Raw genomic sequence first — 16643 nt, 5'->3', positions numbered from 1 at the left:
GGGTTAACCCTCTTCTTGCATAGTTGCTGGCGTAGCTGCGGCTATGATTGATGTTGTACTTGTCGACGACGTATCTGCGTTTACTGACGACGTTAATTCAGGCTCTGCTTCTGATGCTAAAGTTAAGGCTTGTTTGGCATCCCCGTTTAACAGTGCCATGAGTGGATCATCATCAACATTCATCTGGATCAGACGTTTATTACGGCTATCAATTTCGTATAGGTGATCGAATAACTGTAATACCGACTTATCGGTTGACGGTGACGCCGTCATGATCTGAATGCCGTGCTGGTTTAGCATCGTTAGCATCGCCTGAATATTTTCAGAGTGGAGCTCACCTAATTCATCCACCGGCCAAGTGATCACGGTATTGGCATCTGGGCGTAACATGGTCGTTAAGCCGGTAAAGAAGGTGATTAAGGCTAAGTAAGATAGACCTGTTGATGATACATCTTCCAACTCTTTTGGCGTTGTCGCTCGAGTCGTTCGGCCATTTTCAACAATGGTGAATTCAATATCAAATAACTCATTGTGCTGCATGCTATTGTTTTTTGGCAATACCGCTGACAGTTCATCTAAGCTATCAATTAAGTCTTGTGGAATGCTGCGATCGTGGGTGAGTTCGGTATTGGCTTGATATGCCTCAAACGCGTCGTTTACATTCTCAAGCTGTTTCCAGTAACCTAACTTGTCCATTTTAGTTCGGATGGCAATTTTAATATCACCGAGGGCGGTGAAGAACTGTTTACCATTCATATGGCTAGACAGTTTACGACCGGTACGGGTAATGTTGCGATCAAAGTTACTTAAATGGGTATAGATAGATAAAATATCGTTAGCCCGTAATTCCACTTCGTGGGTTGTCGATGTTTGCAACAGTTTGGCGTTTTTCAATACATAGCTCAGCTGTTCGCCGCTGTTAATCGCTTCTTCAAGACGGTAGTTCACCATATCTGGATCACTTTCAATGCGGTTTTCTAACCAGCCAATTTGCAGTGTACTTCTTGAGTAACGTTTTAATTCACTGCTAATTTTATTCACTGAGCTTAATACATTACTTTGTTGTTTACCTAACAGACTCATTTGACTGTTGGTTAGCTTAGAGATGTTGTTGACGCTGTATTCTGGTAAATCATCATGTGTCAAAGGCGGGTAGTCTGCTAGTTTGACGAGGCTGTTATCTAAGCCTTTTAGTTGTAATACTAAGTCAGTAACCAGCTTATCGAGCTGGGTTCTTTCTTGTTCTAGCTTGTCGGTAGACTGCTGATAGTCTTGTTTTTTATCTTTTAATTGCTGTTGGAAACGTTGGATCGCAGTATCTAAACGACGTAACCGCTCACGACCTGGTTCCACTTGCGACCATGATGTTTCTAACCAGCTATTATATTTATCTGCTTTTTGCTGGAATACTTTGGCATTCTCAACCGCTTTCATGGTTTGTTTTATTTTCGCTTCAAGGGCGTTAAAGATGCTGGCATTAATCCCCGCGTCACTCAATGCGGCTTGGAGTGCATCGGCAATACGTTGCATTTCAACGTGTGCTTCATTGCGCAGGTTATCGAGTGATGACTGGTAACTATCAATACGCTGATTATAGTCAGTCTCGAGTTGGCAATGTACGCCTAAACGTTCGTTGTTGAGTTCGTTATGACGACTTTGATAATCAACTTTCGCTTGGCTTAATGCTTGTAGCGCTTGCACTAAGAGTAGCTCGGTATCCGCTAATTGAGTTTGCACTCGCGCAATCGCTAAGGTTTTATGTTGTGCTAGTTTACTGTTTAACTCATCTTCTTCATTGACTAGGCTAGTGAGTAGTTGATTTTGTTTAAACAGTAATTGCTTGCTCGACATTAATTGTTTATCAAGCTCTTCAACGTCTTTGTTGATCAGCTCTAATACTTGTTGTAGTTGTTCTAGTTCTGCTTTTTTAGCGCCAATCTGCGTTGTGATATGCTGTTCTTTTTCTGCTAATGCACTGTCTGTAAATGACGCATTTTCGAGGGCATTCAGGTTTATTTTGATGCTATAAAAATCTTGCACTTGAGTTAGCGCGGTTTCAGTATCGGATTGTTTGGCAGCGTCAGCAAATGCGGCTAATAACTCTGGTTCAAGATGCAGATGTTTTAATAACTCAGGGTTAATAACACGGCCAATGTTGCTTTGCCAGTTTGGCACGTGCTCAACCAGGAAGGCATGTAAAGACCCTTTGGCTGGGCTTAATAGCGTTTGTACATCGCGGTACTGCTGGGCTAAATGGTTTAATTCAATTTTTAAGCGGTCGTTGGTTTGCAGCGCTTGATGTTGTTTTTGACGTAAGCTTTGAGACTCGCTGCTAACACGGTTGTAGGCTTCGTGACGCTCGCTAATACTACGGCGACATTGGCTTAAATTCTGTTGTAATTGCTGCGATTGGGCAGCCAGTTCTGGATCAGATTGTGGTTGTGTCAACTGCAGATTAAGCGAGATCTTAGTATGTTCAAGCGGTGTTTTCTTTTCGGTTAATTGATCCACCAGTGTTTGTGTTTGGCTTCTTAACTCACTTTCTAACGTCGCATAGTGCAGTTTGTTTTCACTTAACTCGGTGGTTAACAGCTGACGCTGAGAACTGATCTCGTTAGTCAGCTGTTGTTCACGCTTGTTAAAATCAAGCTCTTGCTTTTGCTGTTGTTCGGTAAACGTGCGGCTAAGATCCGCTGATTTTTCACTTAACTGAGTCTTTTCGTTGTTCAGGTTAATTAAGCGTAAGGTAAAATCAGATAACTCAGAACCACGTTGTGCATAAGTTGCAGCTTCATCATCTTCAAAATCAATCTTTTCTTGTTCTAACTTATCCAGATCGTGTTTTATTTCGCGATGTGCTTTTTCTTCATCGTGGCAGGCGTCTTCGATCGCTAATACTTGCTGTCTGTGTGCTTCTTTTAAGTCGGACAGTTCAAGCAGCACTTCTTTTAAACGCGTGTCGGCGGTGTCTTGATCTAGGTTGCATTTCTGTTGGTAGATATTAGCAAGGTGATGCAGGTGCTGTAGATCTTTTTTGATTTCGACCAGTGAATCAATGTCAGTTAATGACGCTAGGATCTTATCTTCTAGATTGAGAATTGCTTGTGATGAATGCAGATCGGCTAGCCAGCTATCAATATCGCTTTTATCAATGTTGACCATGTCAGTAACGTTATGGCTAAGCATTTCCGAACTGATGGCGTCTTGCGAGATCTCGATGATCATTTGTTTGATCACGTCGAAATTAGAGATCTTATTGAATACCGAGGTCACGACTTTTTCAATGTGCTTAATCGGTGTTTGGCTCATTGAAAAACGTTGTTGCAGTGCCCGCAGTGATTTCTTGCCGCCGAGATCACGATGATTCTGAATGACTCTTGCATAATCATCGACACTTAACAGGCTGCTGACTTCGCAACGATGTTGGGTACGGTAGTGACGTTTAATTTCGTCATCGCCAAAGATATTGCCACTTTCATCAAGGTACATCTTGATATCGAACGGGTGATCAATAAAGCGGTATTGCAGCTTATCACCATCGCTTTTAATTAATACGTGGCATAACTGTGGAGTGTCAGTGCCGTTCGGACGTTGATAGTCAAAAATGATGTAGCTGGTTTTACGCGGCAAATAATACGCGGCAAATGATTTCTTGTTGGCATTACGTTCAACAATACGTCCAGGTCGCGCACCCCAAAACAGCATAGGCAGTTTAAGTAATGTCGTTTTACCGGCACCATTGGTCCCCGCAACTTTGATATTACCTGTGTTATTTAACTCAAGTAATTTACCCGGCCAAAAGCTATCAATAAGGTAAGTTGTGCGACAAAGATATTGTTGTGAAGAATCAGTCATCATCATTATTTTGCAAGAAATCGAACCCCATATTTTAACTGAATGAGGCTCAAGATGTAAGAAAAAAGATAAGTTAAATCGGGTGATGCGTGGTTCTGCTCAGTTTATCAGCAACTTTATGTTTGAAGTTGGATTTATGCAAATTTAGTGAATATTCTTGCATATCTATAATAATCCCATACAATCCGCCAAATTATTTTATATTAACGAACAGAAATTAGGTCTGCGCGGTATTTTATAGCGCAACCTGGCTTGATTTAGGAATTATGGATGGAAAACAAACTCGGACTAGGCATGTTAGTGGCATTGGTATTCAGTACCATGGTCGGTGCCGGAATATTTAGTCTACCGCAAAATGTGGCTGTATCCGCATCACCTGGCGCAATTACACTTGGTTGGTTGATTACTGGTTGCGGTATGTTAGCACTGGTGTCGGTATTACGTAATCTGGTTGTGCGCTACCCTAATTTGAATGGCGGTATTTTCTCGTATGCGCAAGCGGGTTTTGGTAATTACATCGGTTTTATGTCGGCCTGGGGTTACTGGATCTGTAACTTATTAGCGAATGTATCCTATGCCGTGGTATTTTTTAGTGCCATTGGCTATTTTGTCGATACCCCTGAAAACCCAATAATGGGGCAGGGTAATACGCCGATTGCGATATTAGGTGGTTCGTTATTAATCTGGTTTATGCATGCGCTAGTATTACGTGGTGTAACTCGTGCTGCCTTGATTAATATCTTTGCGACTATCGCTAAAATAATCCCTATTTTAACCTTCATTTGTTTGGTTGTTATGGCGTTTAAGCTAGACAAATTCACCCTTGATTTTTGGGGTGATAAAACACCGGAATTAGGCTCGGTATTAGAGCAAGTTAAAGCGACTATGATGGTGACATTGTGGGTGTTTATCGGTATCGAAGGGGCGGTCATTTTATCTAACCGAGCGAAAGACAAACGTGATGTGGCGAAAGCAACCGGTATTGCGCTGTGCTCGGCATTAATACTCTACATCGCGGTGAGCTTGTTTACCTTAGGTGTGATGACGCAACCAGAAGTCGCCGCATTACAAAATCCATCAATGGCCCATATTTTAGAAGTGATTGTCGGACCTTGGGGCGCCATGCTGATCAATGCGGGTCTGATTATTTCAGTATCCGGTGCGTTATTAAGCTGGACCGTGGTCAGTGCCGAAGTCCCTTTCATTGCCGCGAAAGAAGGTTTGTTCCCGAAAGCATTTACCAAAGAAAACCACAACGGCGCTGCAACAACATCATTGTGGTTCTCATCTTGTTTGGTACAACTGTTTTTGATCTTAACCTTGTTACAAGAAAGCTCGTATTTAGCACTGGTCAACATTGCTACTTCGGCGGTGTTATTACCGTACTTCTTAGTCGGTGCTTATGGCGTGAAAGTAGCGCTAAGCGGTGAAGGTTATAGTGCCACTGAAAGTCGTAAGAAAGATCTTGTTATTGCATTAGTATCCTCATTTTATGGTGCTTGGCTTGTGTATGCGGCTGGGGTTGAATACATGCTGTTATGTGCATTGTTGTATTTACCGGGGGTGCTGGTTTATAAAAAAGCACTTAGCGAAAAACAGCAGGCATTTAGCAAGCGAGATTATGCTTACTCTCTGTTGTTACTTGCTGGTGCTGCGGGTGCTATTTACCTGTTATCTACGGGTGTGCTTTCACTTTCTTAATGTGTAAACTACAATCTTTGCTACTCTATCATTTCAAATTGGATACTTTCTTATTTTAAATTTGATATAGTACGGCTTCAAATGTAGGTATATACCCAAGTTACTGCAAGATGCTATATCAGAGACTAGCCGGGATATCAGAACAAGGCACAATATGTAGATAATGGTTATTTCATTTTCAAATATTGTAACGCTGTGCTGTTATTCCTGCTAGCCTCCCGTAGGGCAAACCGAATGAAGGAATCTTCAGCGTTATGAAGTCTTGATTTAGAATAACTAAATCCTCGACGTCATGCCTTGAATATCCTCTCCTTTCGGTTTGCTGATTGTGCATCTTGCAGTAGCTTGGGTATATTGTAAAAGGACTTATCGCGATGATTGTGGTTTTATATTTAATTTTAGGTGCTGCGGCAGGGTTGATCGCAGGGCTGTTTGGTGTCGGTGGTGGTTTAATTATCGTGCCGGCATTAGTTTTCTCTTTTAGCTTACAAGACCTTTCTCCAGAGGTACTGACGCAATTAGCCATTGGTACATCGCTAGCAACCATTATCTTTACCTCGATGAGTTCGATAAAAACCCATCACAGTAAAGGGGCCATTGATTGGTCTCTGGTCAAGCGTCTTACGTTTGGTATTGTGATTGGTGCGGTATTCGGCAGTATTTTTGCTGACTATTTGCCCGGTGAAACATTGCAAATGATCATTGGTATTTATGCATTAATCGTGGCAGTGCAAATGGGCCTTAATTTAAAACCAAAAGCAGAGCATGAGTTACCAACTGGCGCTGGCTTGAGTGTTGCGGGTGGTGTTATTGGTGCAATTTCAGCATTATTTGGTATTGGTGGTGGTTCGCTGACCGTGCCTTACTTATCTTGGTGTCGTGTTGAAATGCGTAATGCAGTTGCTACTTCTTCCGCTTGTGGGTTACCGATTGCGGTAGCGGGTATGTGCACTTATATCATTACTGGCTGGAATAACCCTGAATTACCAGAATACAGCTTGGGTTATATTTATTTACCGGCTTTCTTTGGCATCATCATTACCAGCACCGTGTTTGCGAAAGAAGGGGCAAAATTAGCTCATTCCTTACCAAGTCATATCCTAAAACGTTATTTTGCGTTGTTGCTACTGGGTGTTGGTTCGAAGTTTATTTTCTTCTAAAACGAACATTTTATTGATCTAGGCTATAGAATCTTCGAATACCTACTCATTTAGTATAGGGTTGTGAAAGATACTATGTAAATTATGTTAAAATTTATACCCTAAGTAGTAGCTTACAAAGGGGCCGCCTTGTTGATACTAACAACTGCGATTAAAGCATTACAGCAACTGATTATCCATGCTCAGCCAGAGCAAACTCGTCTTTCGGTCGAGTTACAGCCCTTGCATTCCACCGAACTGATTGAGTGGTTTGACGCTCAAATTTTATTCCCTCAATTCTATTGGCAATCTCGAGACGGCGATGAAGAAGTCGTCGCGTTAGGAAAATGTCGTCATTTTAATAATATCAATGCCGCTAAAGGCCAGTTTTCTGAACCGCAGCGAATTTGGGGTGGGTGTGATTTTAGTCATCAAGAATATTATTTCTTACCGCAAATCGAATTAACGCGTAATCACAATAGTTGGCAGTTATCAGTGAACTTACCTGCTGATTCCGTGCTACTTCACGAAGATGCTGGAAGCAAGAATACCGCGCAAGCTTATGATAAAAAGGTGTTACTTGAAAGTTTAGCTAATCTAATTACGCCAGCACCGACACCAATTCCGTTATCTTACAAGATTGAAGCGCGCAGCCACTATCCTGAATTTAACCAATGGTCTCATCTTGTCACTAAAGCATTAAGTGCCATTAAGCAGCAACGATTTGCTAAAGTTGTGTTAGCGCGACAAAGTATACTGACTTTAAACCGTCCCCTTTCTGCGGCGCAGTTTTTACAGAAGAGCCGCCAAGTCAATCAATATTGTTTCCATTTCATTTTCGCACTTAAACCAAACGATTACTTTGTCGGCTCGACCCCAGAGCGATTATTTACTCGCACCCGCACCCAATTGCACACCGAGGCGCTGGCAGGTACGGCGGCACGCAGTGATGATGCAGTCGAAGATCGCGCGTTAGCCAATTGGTTATTACATGATCCTAAAAATTGTTATGAAAACCGTTTGGTGGTGGATGATTTAATGTCGCGTTTGGGTACACGCTGTGCTTCGTTACAAGTATCTATGCGGCCAGAGTTAGTTAAATTGCGTAAAGTGCAGCATTTAAAGCATCACATATCAGGTGAACTTGCTGCGGGTGTTGATGATGCAGAGTTATTAGCTAGCTTACAGCCAACGGCTGCGATCGCAGGACTACCACGTCAACCTGCATTAGATTTCATTGCCGAGAATGAGCCATTTGCTCGGGGTTGGTATAGCGGTGCGCTTGGTTATGTGGGTCAACAGCAAAGTGAGTTTTGTGTTGCGATCCGCAGTGCGCGCATATTAGCAAATGAATTACAGCTGTTTGCGGGAGCAGGGATAGTGCCGGGCTCTGATCCAATGAGTGAATGGCAAGAATTAGAACGTAAAACCGCCACCTTATTAACCTTGCTTGAGCCTGACAGTAATGAGCATAGTGATACCAACGACCATCATGATCATAAGCATGCGCTTGCTAATCTATTTACCTCGGAGCAACAACGCGCATGATGACGAATCCATCGCTTTCAGAGATACAAGCGCCATTAAATCGTTTATGGGCGCGTTTAATTTTAGAAGAGCTGTGTCGCTTAGGCGTGCGCCATGTGTGTGTGGCTCCAGGCTCGCGCTCTACGCCCTTGATATTGGCGGCTGAAGCACATGATAACTTAACCTTGCACAGTCATTTTGATGAACGTGGATTAGGTTTTTATGCGCTGGGGTTAGCTAAATCATTATCAGATCCCATTGCTGTGATTGTTACCTCGGGAACCGCGGTCGCTAATTTATTGCCAGCGGTAGTTGAAAGTGGCTTAACGAAGGAAAAGTTAGTGTTATTGACGGCTGATCGGCCGTTAGAGCAAATTAATTGTGGTGCTAATCAAGCTATTCAACAAGCCGGGTTATTCTCAAGCCATGTTTGCCATCAACTGTTACTGCCTAGCCCAAGTTTAACCATCACGCCGCAATGGTTACTGAGTAATATAGATCAAAGTTTAGCGCTGCAGCAGCAAACTGGGGGGACTGTGCATATTAATTGTCCTTATCCGGAGCCTTTATATGGGGGCGAGGCTGACTTTAGTGATTACCTTACGGGTATAAATAGCTGGCAGACTTCATTGCAACCCTATTCATCTATTCATACGTCGTACATTGATGCGACTGATGCGACTAATGACAAGTACGCAGATCTGTATGCCGATATGCCTGTAGTGAACAAAAAAGGCTTAATCGTGGTTGGCGCATTATCAATCGCGGATATGCAAGCGGTCAAGCAATGGGCGACTGTCTTAGGTTGGCCGGTTTTGATTGATCCACAATCAGGTGGTAGCAGTGCTTGGGCGCATTATGATGTTTGGTTACAAAACCCAGCATGTCACGATAAGTTAGCAGAAGCAGAGATCTTAGTGCAATTTGGTGCACGTTTAGTCTCTAAGCGTTTAGGTCAGTTTATCGCCAGGCATGACTGGCAAGATTACTGGTTAATCGCACCGCAAGCGGGGCAATTAGACCCTTATCATCACCGCTGTAAACAATTTATCAGTCCGATATCATCTTGGTTAGCGTTGTTCGCCAGCGGTAAGTTAAATACCCGGTTAAGTCTGGATTTACCGTCAAATAGCTGCGAGTTTGCCGATGTTAGCCCGTTTGTCCATGCTATTTATGGGTATGAATGGGCTGAGGTACTCACCTGTGCAAGCAGTAAAGTGCGGCACTTAGTCGAAACCAATTATATCGATAATTTAACTGAGATAAGTTTTGCGGCAACGTTAGATACTTGTCTCTCGATGCCTCCTTTAACCTCTGCAACGAGTTTATTTATCGGTAACAGCCTGACTGTCCGATTATTAGATATGTTTGCCCAACTTCCCAACGTTCCTGTGTTTAGTAATCGTGGCGCTTCGGGAATAGATGGTTTGCTGGCAACAGCTGCAGGGGTACAACAAGGCCAGCAGCAAGCAATGCTCTGCCTGTTGGGTGATACGTCTTTGTTATACGATCTAAATTCGTTGGCTTTATTTGCCAATCCAACATTGCCAAGTGTGATCGTGGTAATGAACAATGACGGCGGCGCTATTTTCGATATGTTGCCTGTTGCGCAGCAGCAAAAAGAACAATTGTATCGAATGCCACATGGATTTAATTTTAAACATGCGGCGGCGATGTTTGATTTAGATTATATCCAACCTCTGACTTTGGCGGATGCATTTTCGGCGATTGCTCACGGCTTAAATCCGATGCGTGATGTCACGGGTAAAATGCGTACTTTACTGGTCGAGATCGTGACACCCGCAGGGGCAGCTGCCCAGCAACTCAAGCAATTATTTAACGAGGTTAAGCATGCGCAATTTATCTAACCGTGTCATCACGACACCGACGCCATTACCGTTATATTCAGAATCGTTTACACCCGTTAATAACCCGGTAAAAGCTGTTGCCGCAAAGCCGAGTTTAGTGTTTTTACATGGTTTGTTGGGCTCAACGGCCGATTGGCAGCAGGTAGTTACACACTTATCATCGGACTATCAGTGTATCTGTATTGATTTACCTGGGCATGCGGGAAGCCAAGCTGTGACGGTTAATGATTTTCAGCATGTGCAGCAACTCATCATTGCGACGTTGGCACAGTATGAACTTGAGCATATCGTTTTTATTGGTTACTCGTTAGGGGCGCGTATTGCCATGACGATCGCCGACGAACCTGCCGTTAATTGGCCGTACACCATCGATGGCATGTTATTAGAAAGCGGCAACCCAGGTTTAAACAGTAGCGCCGAGCAATTACAACGTGGATTACATGATTTAGGTTGGGTGACACGGTTTAGCGAAGCACCCTTATCTCAGGTATTACCGGATTGGTACCAGCAAGGGGTATTTGCATCATTAACCAATACGCAAAAAGCAGCACTAATTGATACACGTAGCCAAATACAAGCAAACCACAACGGCTTTAATGGTGGTGTACAGATAAGCAAAATGCTGGCTGCAACGTCATTATCGAAACAAGGATTTTTGTTACCGAAATTACAAAATTCCGAATTTACAGTGCGGATGGTATGTGGTGAGTTAGACCCTAAGTTTTTACAGTTAACCCAAGCAAGTCAGCTGGATTATCGTGCTGTTGCTAACGCGGGGCATAACGTACATGCAGACCGACCGATTGTATTTATTGAGTTAGTCAGTGATTTTGTCAGTGAGATTGTGACCAATAAAGCGTTACGTAAGCACGCAGCTTAAGGCCGTTTAGATATTTAGATATTTAGATTCATCGATTAGCTATTCATATATATATATTAAAAAATTAACAGATTAGGAAAAATTATGTCAAGAACAGTTGGTATTACAGAAGAAGAACTATACGCACAGGTTGAATGGCAAGATTGCACCGGCGAATACCAAGATATTCATTTTCATAAATCACCCGATGGTATTGCCAAAATTACCATTGCGCGTCCACAAGTACGTAATGCATTTCGTCCACAGACAGTAAACGAAATGATGCAAGCGTTAGCGGATGCGCGTTATGACTCAAAAATCGGGGTGATCATCTTAACGGGACTTGGCGAACATGCATTCTGCTCGGGTGGCGATCAAAGTGTTCGTGGTGATTACGGCGGTTATAAAGACGACGAAGGCATGCATCACTTAAACGTATTAGATTTCCAACGCCAGATCCGTACTTGTCCGAAACCTGTGATTGCCGCGGTAGCGGGTTACGCCGTTGGTGGTGGTCATGTGCTACACATGATGTGTGATCTAACCATTGCTGCAGACAATGCACAATTTGGTCAAACTGGCCCTAAAGTCGGGTCTTTTGATGGTGGTTGGGGCGCATCCTACATGGCGCGTATCGTTGGTCAGAAAAAAGCCCGTGAAATCTGGTTTTTATGTCGTTTTTATGACGCGCAAGAAGCCGCTGATATGGGCTTAGTGAATACCGTTGTGCCACTCGCAGATCTCGAACGTGAAACGGTACGTTGGTGTCGCGAAGTATTACAGCACAGTCCTATGTCGTTACGTTGTTTAAAAGCAGCATTAAATGCAGACTGTGATGGTCAGGCTGGCTTACAAGAGTTGGCGGGTAACGCCACTATGATGTTCTATATGACAGAAGAAGGGCAAGAAGGGCGTAATGCCTTTAATGAGAAACGTCGTCCTAATTTCGATAAATTCCCACGTAACCCTTAATTAAATGTCTCGTAAGGTTAAGCTGTACCATTATCAGTTACCTTTAGACTGCGCCATGATATTACGTGGCCAGTCGGTGACTGTCCGTGAAGGTTGGATAGTTGAATTACAGGAGAGTGCTGAGTTGCAGGAAAGTACTGAACAGCCTAATCGCAGTCAACAGTATAAGATGGGGCGTGGTGAAATTGCCCCTTTACCTGGATTTAGTCAAGAGACTGCAACCCAAGCCAAGCACCAACTGGAAAGGGTAATTAACAGCTGGTTAGCACAAGGCACCGTGGATCTGAGTACTTGTTATCCGTCTGTTGCGTTTGGCTTTAGTATGGCACTTTTGGAATTGGACGCTGGACTACCGCAAACTATTCATTGCAGTAACAATCATCACGCCAACAGTGCGCTATTATTGGCTGCTGATCATAGATTGATACAGGCTAAACATGGGCAACTTGTTACCAGTGCTTTATGTAAGCTAAAAATAGCCAGCCAACCAAGCGTTGCGGCTGCTCGCCATGATGGTGACATTGCGCGGTACTTACTGCAGACATACTCACACTTACGCTTACGTCTCGATGCTAACCGCCGCTGGTCATTAGCTGCCGCACTGGCATTTGCAAATCAGCTCCCTGCTGAATACCGTCAACGTATCGATTTTATTGAAGAACCTTGTCATACCCCGAGTGACTGTTTACAGTTTTCTCGACTAACAAGTATTGCTATTGCGTGGGACGAAAGCTTACGCGAAACTGATAAAAACGGGCAAGAGCAGGGCGCATTACAGCTTATTTCCTCATCAAATTCAGGCGTTAAAGCAATAGTCATTAAACCTATGCTGACCGGAACTGTTGCCTATTGCGCCAAGTTAATTGAACTCGCGCATCAACAGGGATTAACAGCGGTGATCAGCTCAAGTCTTGAATCAAGTTTTGGACTAACGCAATTAGCGTGTTTGGCACAATTATTAACCCCAGATACAACACCAGGGTTAGATACGGTCAATGTATTTAAGCAGCAACTCGCGGAACCTTGGCCAAATTGTCCATTACCATTAATACCTTTATCTCAGTTACCCGTGACTAACTATCAATAACAATAACAAAGTATGAATAAATATGAGCAAGTATCATGAACGATGACGTTGGTTTTAAGCTATGGCCTTGGCTGCATTGGGCGGATCTAACCCCTGAACAAGAGGCGTTAGTCTATGGTGAGCAGCAATTTACGTGGCAGCAAGTTAATGGTTTAGTCAACTGTTATGCCAAACAGTTAAGTGGGCAAGGTGTTCGGGAAGGGAATCTCATCGCAGCAGTAAGCACTAACAACTTAACTGTATTGTGGTTGTATTTAGCTTGTTTACGACTGGGTGCGTGCTGTGTGATATTAGACCCGAAGCAGAGTAGTGAGCAATTAAATGATAAACTTGAAACGTTAGCGGTAAAGTATATTTGGCTATCCGATCCCGAATTCAATGTGTTAAACGACCTGCATTATGGTTGTGCTAAGCCGTTAGTGTTTACTTGCTTATCGGAATCTTACCTTGATAGTGCTGATGTAGGCGCTGAATGGCAAGCGCAGCGATTAGCCAGTATCGTGTTTACTTCTGGCTCAAGTGGCAAAGCCAAAGCCGTGGCGCACAATAGTGACAATCACTTATATTCTGCTGCGGGATTATTGCAATCGTTCTCTTATACCGCACAAGACAGTTGGTTATTATCCTTACCCTTATTTCATGTATCTGGACTGGCGATTGTTTGGCGTTGGTTATTCGCTGGTGGACAACTGGTACTGCCGTCATCGGACAGTTTGGTTGCACAGTTATCACAAGTGACGCATGCTTCTTTAGTGCCGACTCAACTGAGCCGTTATCTTAACGAACTTGATATAGAGAAATACACGATTAGTCTGAAACGTATCTTGTTAGGCGGTGCGGTGATCCCTGTAGTATTAACCGATAAAGCCAGGTCTTTAGGCATTGAATGTTGGTCTGGATACGGCATGACCGAAATGGCCTCTACTGTTACCGCTAAACGTGCGGATAGCAGCGCTGGTGTTGGCACTTTATTAGCACATCGCTCATTAACTATTTGCGGAAAGAACATTAAAGTATGCGGCGCTAGTTTGGGGATCGGCTATTATTATCGTGGCGTATTACGGAGTCTTACTGATGATACCGGTTGGCTGGTCACGGGCGATCTCGGCGAGAAGAGGCTCGGTGATAGACTGGCTGATGAACTCTTTATTTTAGGCCGCAGTGACAATATGTTTATTTCTGGTGGTGAAAATATTCACCCAGAACAAATTGAACGCGTGTTACTTTCACATCCGTTAATTAATCAAGCCTTGGTGTTCCCCTGCGAAGATGCAGAGTTTGGTCAGCGTCCGATCGCCGTAATTGACTCAACTGCACCGCTATCTGTTAAACATATGAATAAGTTCTTAAAAGGTAAGCTGATTAAATTTATGTGGCCAATCAATTATTATCCCTTACCTGACAGTTTAAATGTGAGCGGTATCAAATTAATTCGCGCACCAATTCAACTTTGGATCACAAGTTTATACAAAAAATAGAGCTAAATGATAATTATTATTGCATGTCATAAATCTAACTTGGTGTTGGCTTTGTTTTCTTGTAGTATACACAATCTTCCTTATTCATCAGATGAATAACGACATAGTAATAACGCTTTACAATGTCATATAGCACGGTGTAGTTAACAGAGATCTAGTATGCTAAATATTAATACTCAGGTTATTGAGATCCCGGAGCCTATGTTTCGTGGGTGGCAACAAACTGTAGAGTTGATCGCTGGCATTATGAATTTACCAGCAGCATTAATTATGCGCGTTCACCATAGTGATGTTCGAATCTTTTCGTCAAACGACACGGCTAGCGTAATTTCATCGTCGTTATCAGAATCAAAGCAACTGAGTTGTTATTGTGCACAGGTTATTTATAACCGAGCAGAGCTACTTATCGAGGACGCTTTACAAGATTTAACTTGGTCTTTTGATCAAAATGTTAACGCTGACATTATGGCGTATTATGGTTTACCCCTTACTTGGCCTGATGATCAAGCTTTTGGTACTCTTTGTGTTTTAGATACCCAAGCTCGAGAATTTACACCGCATTGCAAATTACTGATCGTTCGTTTTCAGCAATCGATGATCGCTGATCTCGCTATTCTCTACGAAAAAGCAGAATTACTGCACGCTAATCGTAAGTTACAGACCATGCTTGCTAAAAAATCAATGGCTCTGACCTTGTCTAATCAAGCGTTATTGCACGAGCAAGATAGCCGTTCGGCATTAGAATCAACACTTATTTATCAACAAGAATATGACGGGCTTACCGGTATAGCTAACCAACTTTCATTAGTCTCACAGATGGATGGCATGCTGGAGAGTGTGGATGATGACAATGAACTGGCGGTAATTTATCTTGGTATTCGCAACTTCAAATCGATTAATAACAGTTATGGTTATGCGATAGGTGACAAAGTATTACTGGAACTCAGTCAACGTATTCATCAACAGCTAACCACTGAATATTTAGTCGCGCGTTGCTGGGGTGATGCATTTGCCATTGTCGTTCGTGACGAAAATGTAGTTGAACAAGTCATTGATTTAATTTCGCGATTATCACATGCCTTTGAATCAACGTTTATAATAGACGATTATACCATCACCACTCAGGTATGTTTTGGTATTGCCTTAGCGGATTCAGCCGAAGACCAAGGTGTCGCTTTGGTCGAGAGAGCTGAAGCGGCGATGACCGCGAGTAAAGATAAAGGCTGCAATTATAACTTCTTTACTGAAGAATTGAGTGCCGTTATTGGTGAGCGCCACTATTTAGAATCACACTTAGCAGAAGCACTCGATAAACATGAAATGTCGGTACATTATCAGCCAATGATATGTGTTAAAACTCAGCGAGTATTGGGCGCAGAAGCATTAATCCGTTGGAACAATCCAATATTGGGTGCGGTCGCGCCTGATCGTTTTATTAATTTAGCCGAGCAGAACGGTCAGATCTTAGCATTGGGCAATTTTGTATTACGTACGGCAATGGAACAGGCAAGCCACTGGCGTAAGAGCTTTGGTAATGATTTCTCTATCGCAGTTAATATATCACCAGTACAGCTTCGGGATGACAATTTAGTGTCTCGTATCGCCCAGCTGTTGGCTTATTATCAGTTACCTGGCAGTGCGTTAGAGCTTGAGATCACCGAAGGGGTGTTACTCCAAGACGAGAAAAAGGTAGCCAAATCCCTTACTGGCTTACAAAACCTCGGTGTTAGTATCTCGTTAGATGATTTTGGTACAGGCTATTCGTCATTAAGTTATTTGCAGAAATATTCGTTTGATACCCTGAAGATAGATCGCAGTTTCATTACGAATTTAATGGAATGTGATCAAGATAAAGAATTAGCGCGTGCGATAATTGCGATGGCGAAGAAGCTTAATTTGAAAGTCGTTGCCGAAGGTGTAGAAACGGCAGAGCAACATCAGTTTATTGTCGAAGAAGGTTGTGATTTTGGTCAGGGTTATTTGTATGGTAAACCAGTACCTGCAACTATGTTTACCGCTCAGTATCTTAGCCGACTAGTTATTTAACTGCGTTGGAATTGATCGACTTGGTTGGATAGTGTGCAAACAACATTTATAGTGAATAAAACTGCTATAAACGGTTGCAAACAATCGGTGAATAGTTAATAATTCACTCGT

General features: G+C 42.9%; 10 protein-coding genes. 9 read left to right on the top strand and 1 reads right to left on the bottom strand.

Features of this window, described 5'->3' with window-relative positions; all coding sequences use genetic code 11:
• Positions 1 to 3: 3 nt before the first annotated feature.
• The gene (locus tag HRT96_RS14640; protein ID WP_293158156.1) at positions 4 to 3861 is read right to left on the bottom strand and encodes an ATP-binding protein; all 3858 of its coding nucleotides are present in this window, start codon (positions 3859 to 3861) and stop codon (positions 4 to 6) included.
• A gap of 264 nt (positions 3862 to 4125) precedes the next feature.
• Between HRT96_RS14640 and HRT96_RS14635 the strand changes: the two genes are divergently transcribed.
• From HRT96_RS14635 to HRT96_RS14595, 9 genes are all read left to right on the top strand, one after another.
• Positions 4126 to 5556, top strand: coding sequence for a basic amino acid/polyamine antiporter (locus HRT96_RS14635; RefSeq protein ID WP_293158153.1), 1431 nt, complete (start codon positions 4126 to 4128; stop codon positions 5554 to 5556).
• A gap of 374 nt (positions 5557 to 5930) precedes the next feature.
• Positions 5931 to 6716 (top strand): sulfite exporter TauE/SafE family protein, encoded by a 786-nt coding sequence (locus HRT96_RS14630; protein WP_293158150.1) that lies wholly within the window; start codon positions 5931 to 5933, stop codon positions 6714 to 6716.
• A 129-nt stretch (positions 6717 to 6845) separates the two neighbouring features.
• Entirely contained in the window at positions 6846 to 8243 is a 1398-nt protein-coding gene (locus tag HRT96_RS14625) for an isochorismate synthase MenF (protein WP_293158147.1), read from the top strand.
• The gene (gene menD / locus HRT96_RS14620) at positions 8240 to 10090 is read left to right on the top strand and encodes a 2-succinyl-5-enolpyruvyl-6-hydroxy-3-cyclohexene-1-carboxylic-acid synthase (RefSeq protein WP_293158144.1); all 1851 of its coding nucleotides are present in this window, start codon (positions 8240 to 8242) and stop codon (positions 10088 to 10090) included. Before HRT96_RS14625 ends, menD begins: the two co-directional genes overlap by 4 nt.
• Positions 10074 to 10970: a 2-succinyl-6-hydroxy-2,4-cyclohexadiene-1-carboxylate synthase gene (menH, locus tag HRT96_RS14615; protein ID WP_293158141.1), complete on the top strand. Its 897-nt coding sequence runs from the start codon at positions 10074 to 10076 to the stop codon at positions 10968 to 10970. Before menD ends, menH begins: the two co-directional genes overlap by 17 nt.
• Before the next feature lie 84 nt (positions 10971 to 11054).
• Complete coding sequence (menB, locus tag HRT96_RS14610) at positions 11055 to 11921, top strand: 1,4-dihydroxy-2-naphthoyl-CoA synthase (protein ID WP_293158138.1); 867 nt, start codon at positions 11055 to 11057, stop codon at positions 11919 to 11921.
• 4 nt (positions 11922 to 11925) lie between these two features.
• Positions 11926 to 13008, top strand: coding sequence for an o-succinylbenzoate synthase (gene menC, locus HRT96_RS14605; protein WP_293158135.1), 1083 nt, complete (start codon positions 11926 to 11928; stop codon positions 13006 to 13008).
• A gap of 35 nt (positions 13009 to 13043) precedes the next feature.
• Positions 13044 to 14486, top strand: coding sequence for an o-succinylbenzoate--CoA ligase (gene menE / locus HRT96_RS14600; protein ID WP_293158131.1), 1443 nt, complete (start codon positions 13044 to 13046; stop codon positions 14484 to 14486).
• 159 nt (positions 14487 to 14645) lie between these two features.
• Positions 14646 to 16532 carry a bifunctional diguanylate cyclase/phosphodiesterase gene (locus HRT96_RS14595; RefSeq protein ID WP_293158128.1) on the top strand — a complete coding sequence of 629 codons (1887 nt, stop codon included), beginning with the start codon at positions 14646 to 14648 and terminating at the stop codon, positions 16530 to 16532.
• Positions 16533 to 16643 lie beyond the last annotated feature (111 nt).

This window comes from Moritella sp. (assembly GCF_013215705.1).
Lineage (GTDB): Bacteria > Pseudomonadota > Gammaproteobacteria > Enterobacterales > Moritellaceae > Moritella.
The sequence above is the reverse complement of the archived record's forward strand: the minus strand, read 5'-3'. Positions and strand labels throughout refer to the sequence as shown.

Coding starts and splice junctions, on each gene's coding strand:
- menD (WP_293158144.1), top strand. CDS start 8,240: ATGATGACGAATCCATCGCTTTCAGAGATACAAGCGCCATTAAATCGT.
- HRT96_RS14640 (WP_293158156.1), bottom strand. CDS start 3,861: ATGATGATGACTGATTCTTCACAACAATATCTTTGTCGCACAACTTAC.
- menC (WP_293158135.1), top strand. CDS start 11,926: ATGTCTCGTAAGGTTAAGCTGTACCATTATCAGTTACCTTTAGACTGC.
- HRT96_RS14630 (WP_293158150.1), top strand. CDS start 5,931: ATGATTGTGGTTTTATATTTAATTTTAGGTGCTGCGGCAGGGTTGATC.
- HRT96_RS14635 (WP_293158153.1), top strand. CDS start 4,126: ATGGAAAACAAACTCGGACTAGGCATGTTAGTGGCATTGGTATTCAGT.
- menB (WP_293158138.1), top strand. CDS start 11,055: ATGTCAAGAACAGTTGGTATTACAGAAGAAGAACTATACGCACAGGTT.
- menE (WP_293158131.1), top strand. CDS start 13,044: ATGAACGATGACGTTGGTTTTAAGCTATGGCCTTGGCTGCATTGGGCG.
- menH (WP_293158141.1), top strand. CDS start 10,074: ATGCGCAATTTATCTAACCGTGTCATCACGACACCGACGCCATTACCG.
- HRT96_RS14595 (WP_293158128.1), top strand. CDS start 14,646: ATGCTAAATATTAATACTCAGGTTATTGAGATCCCGGAGCCTATGTTT.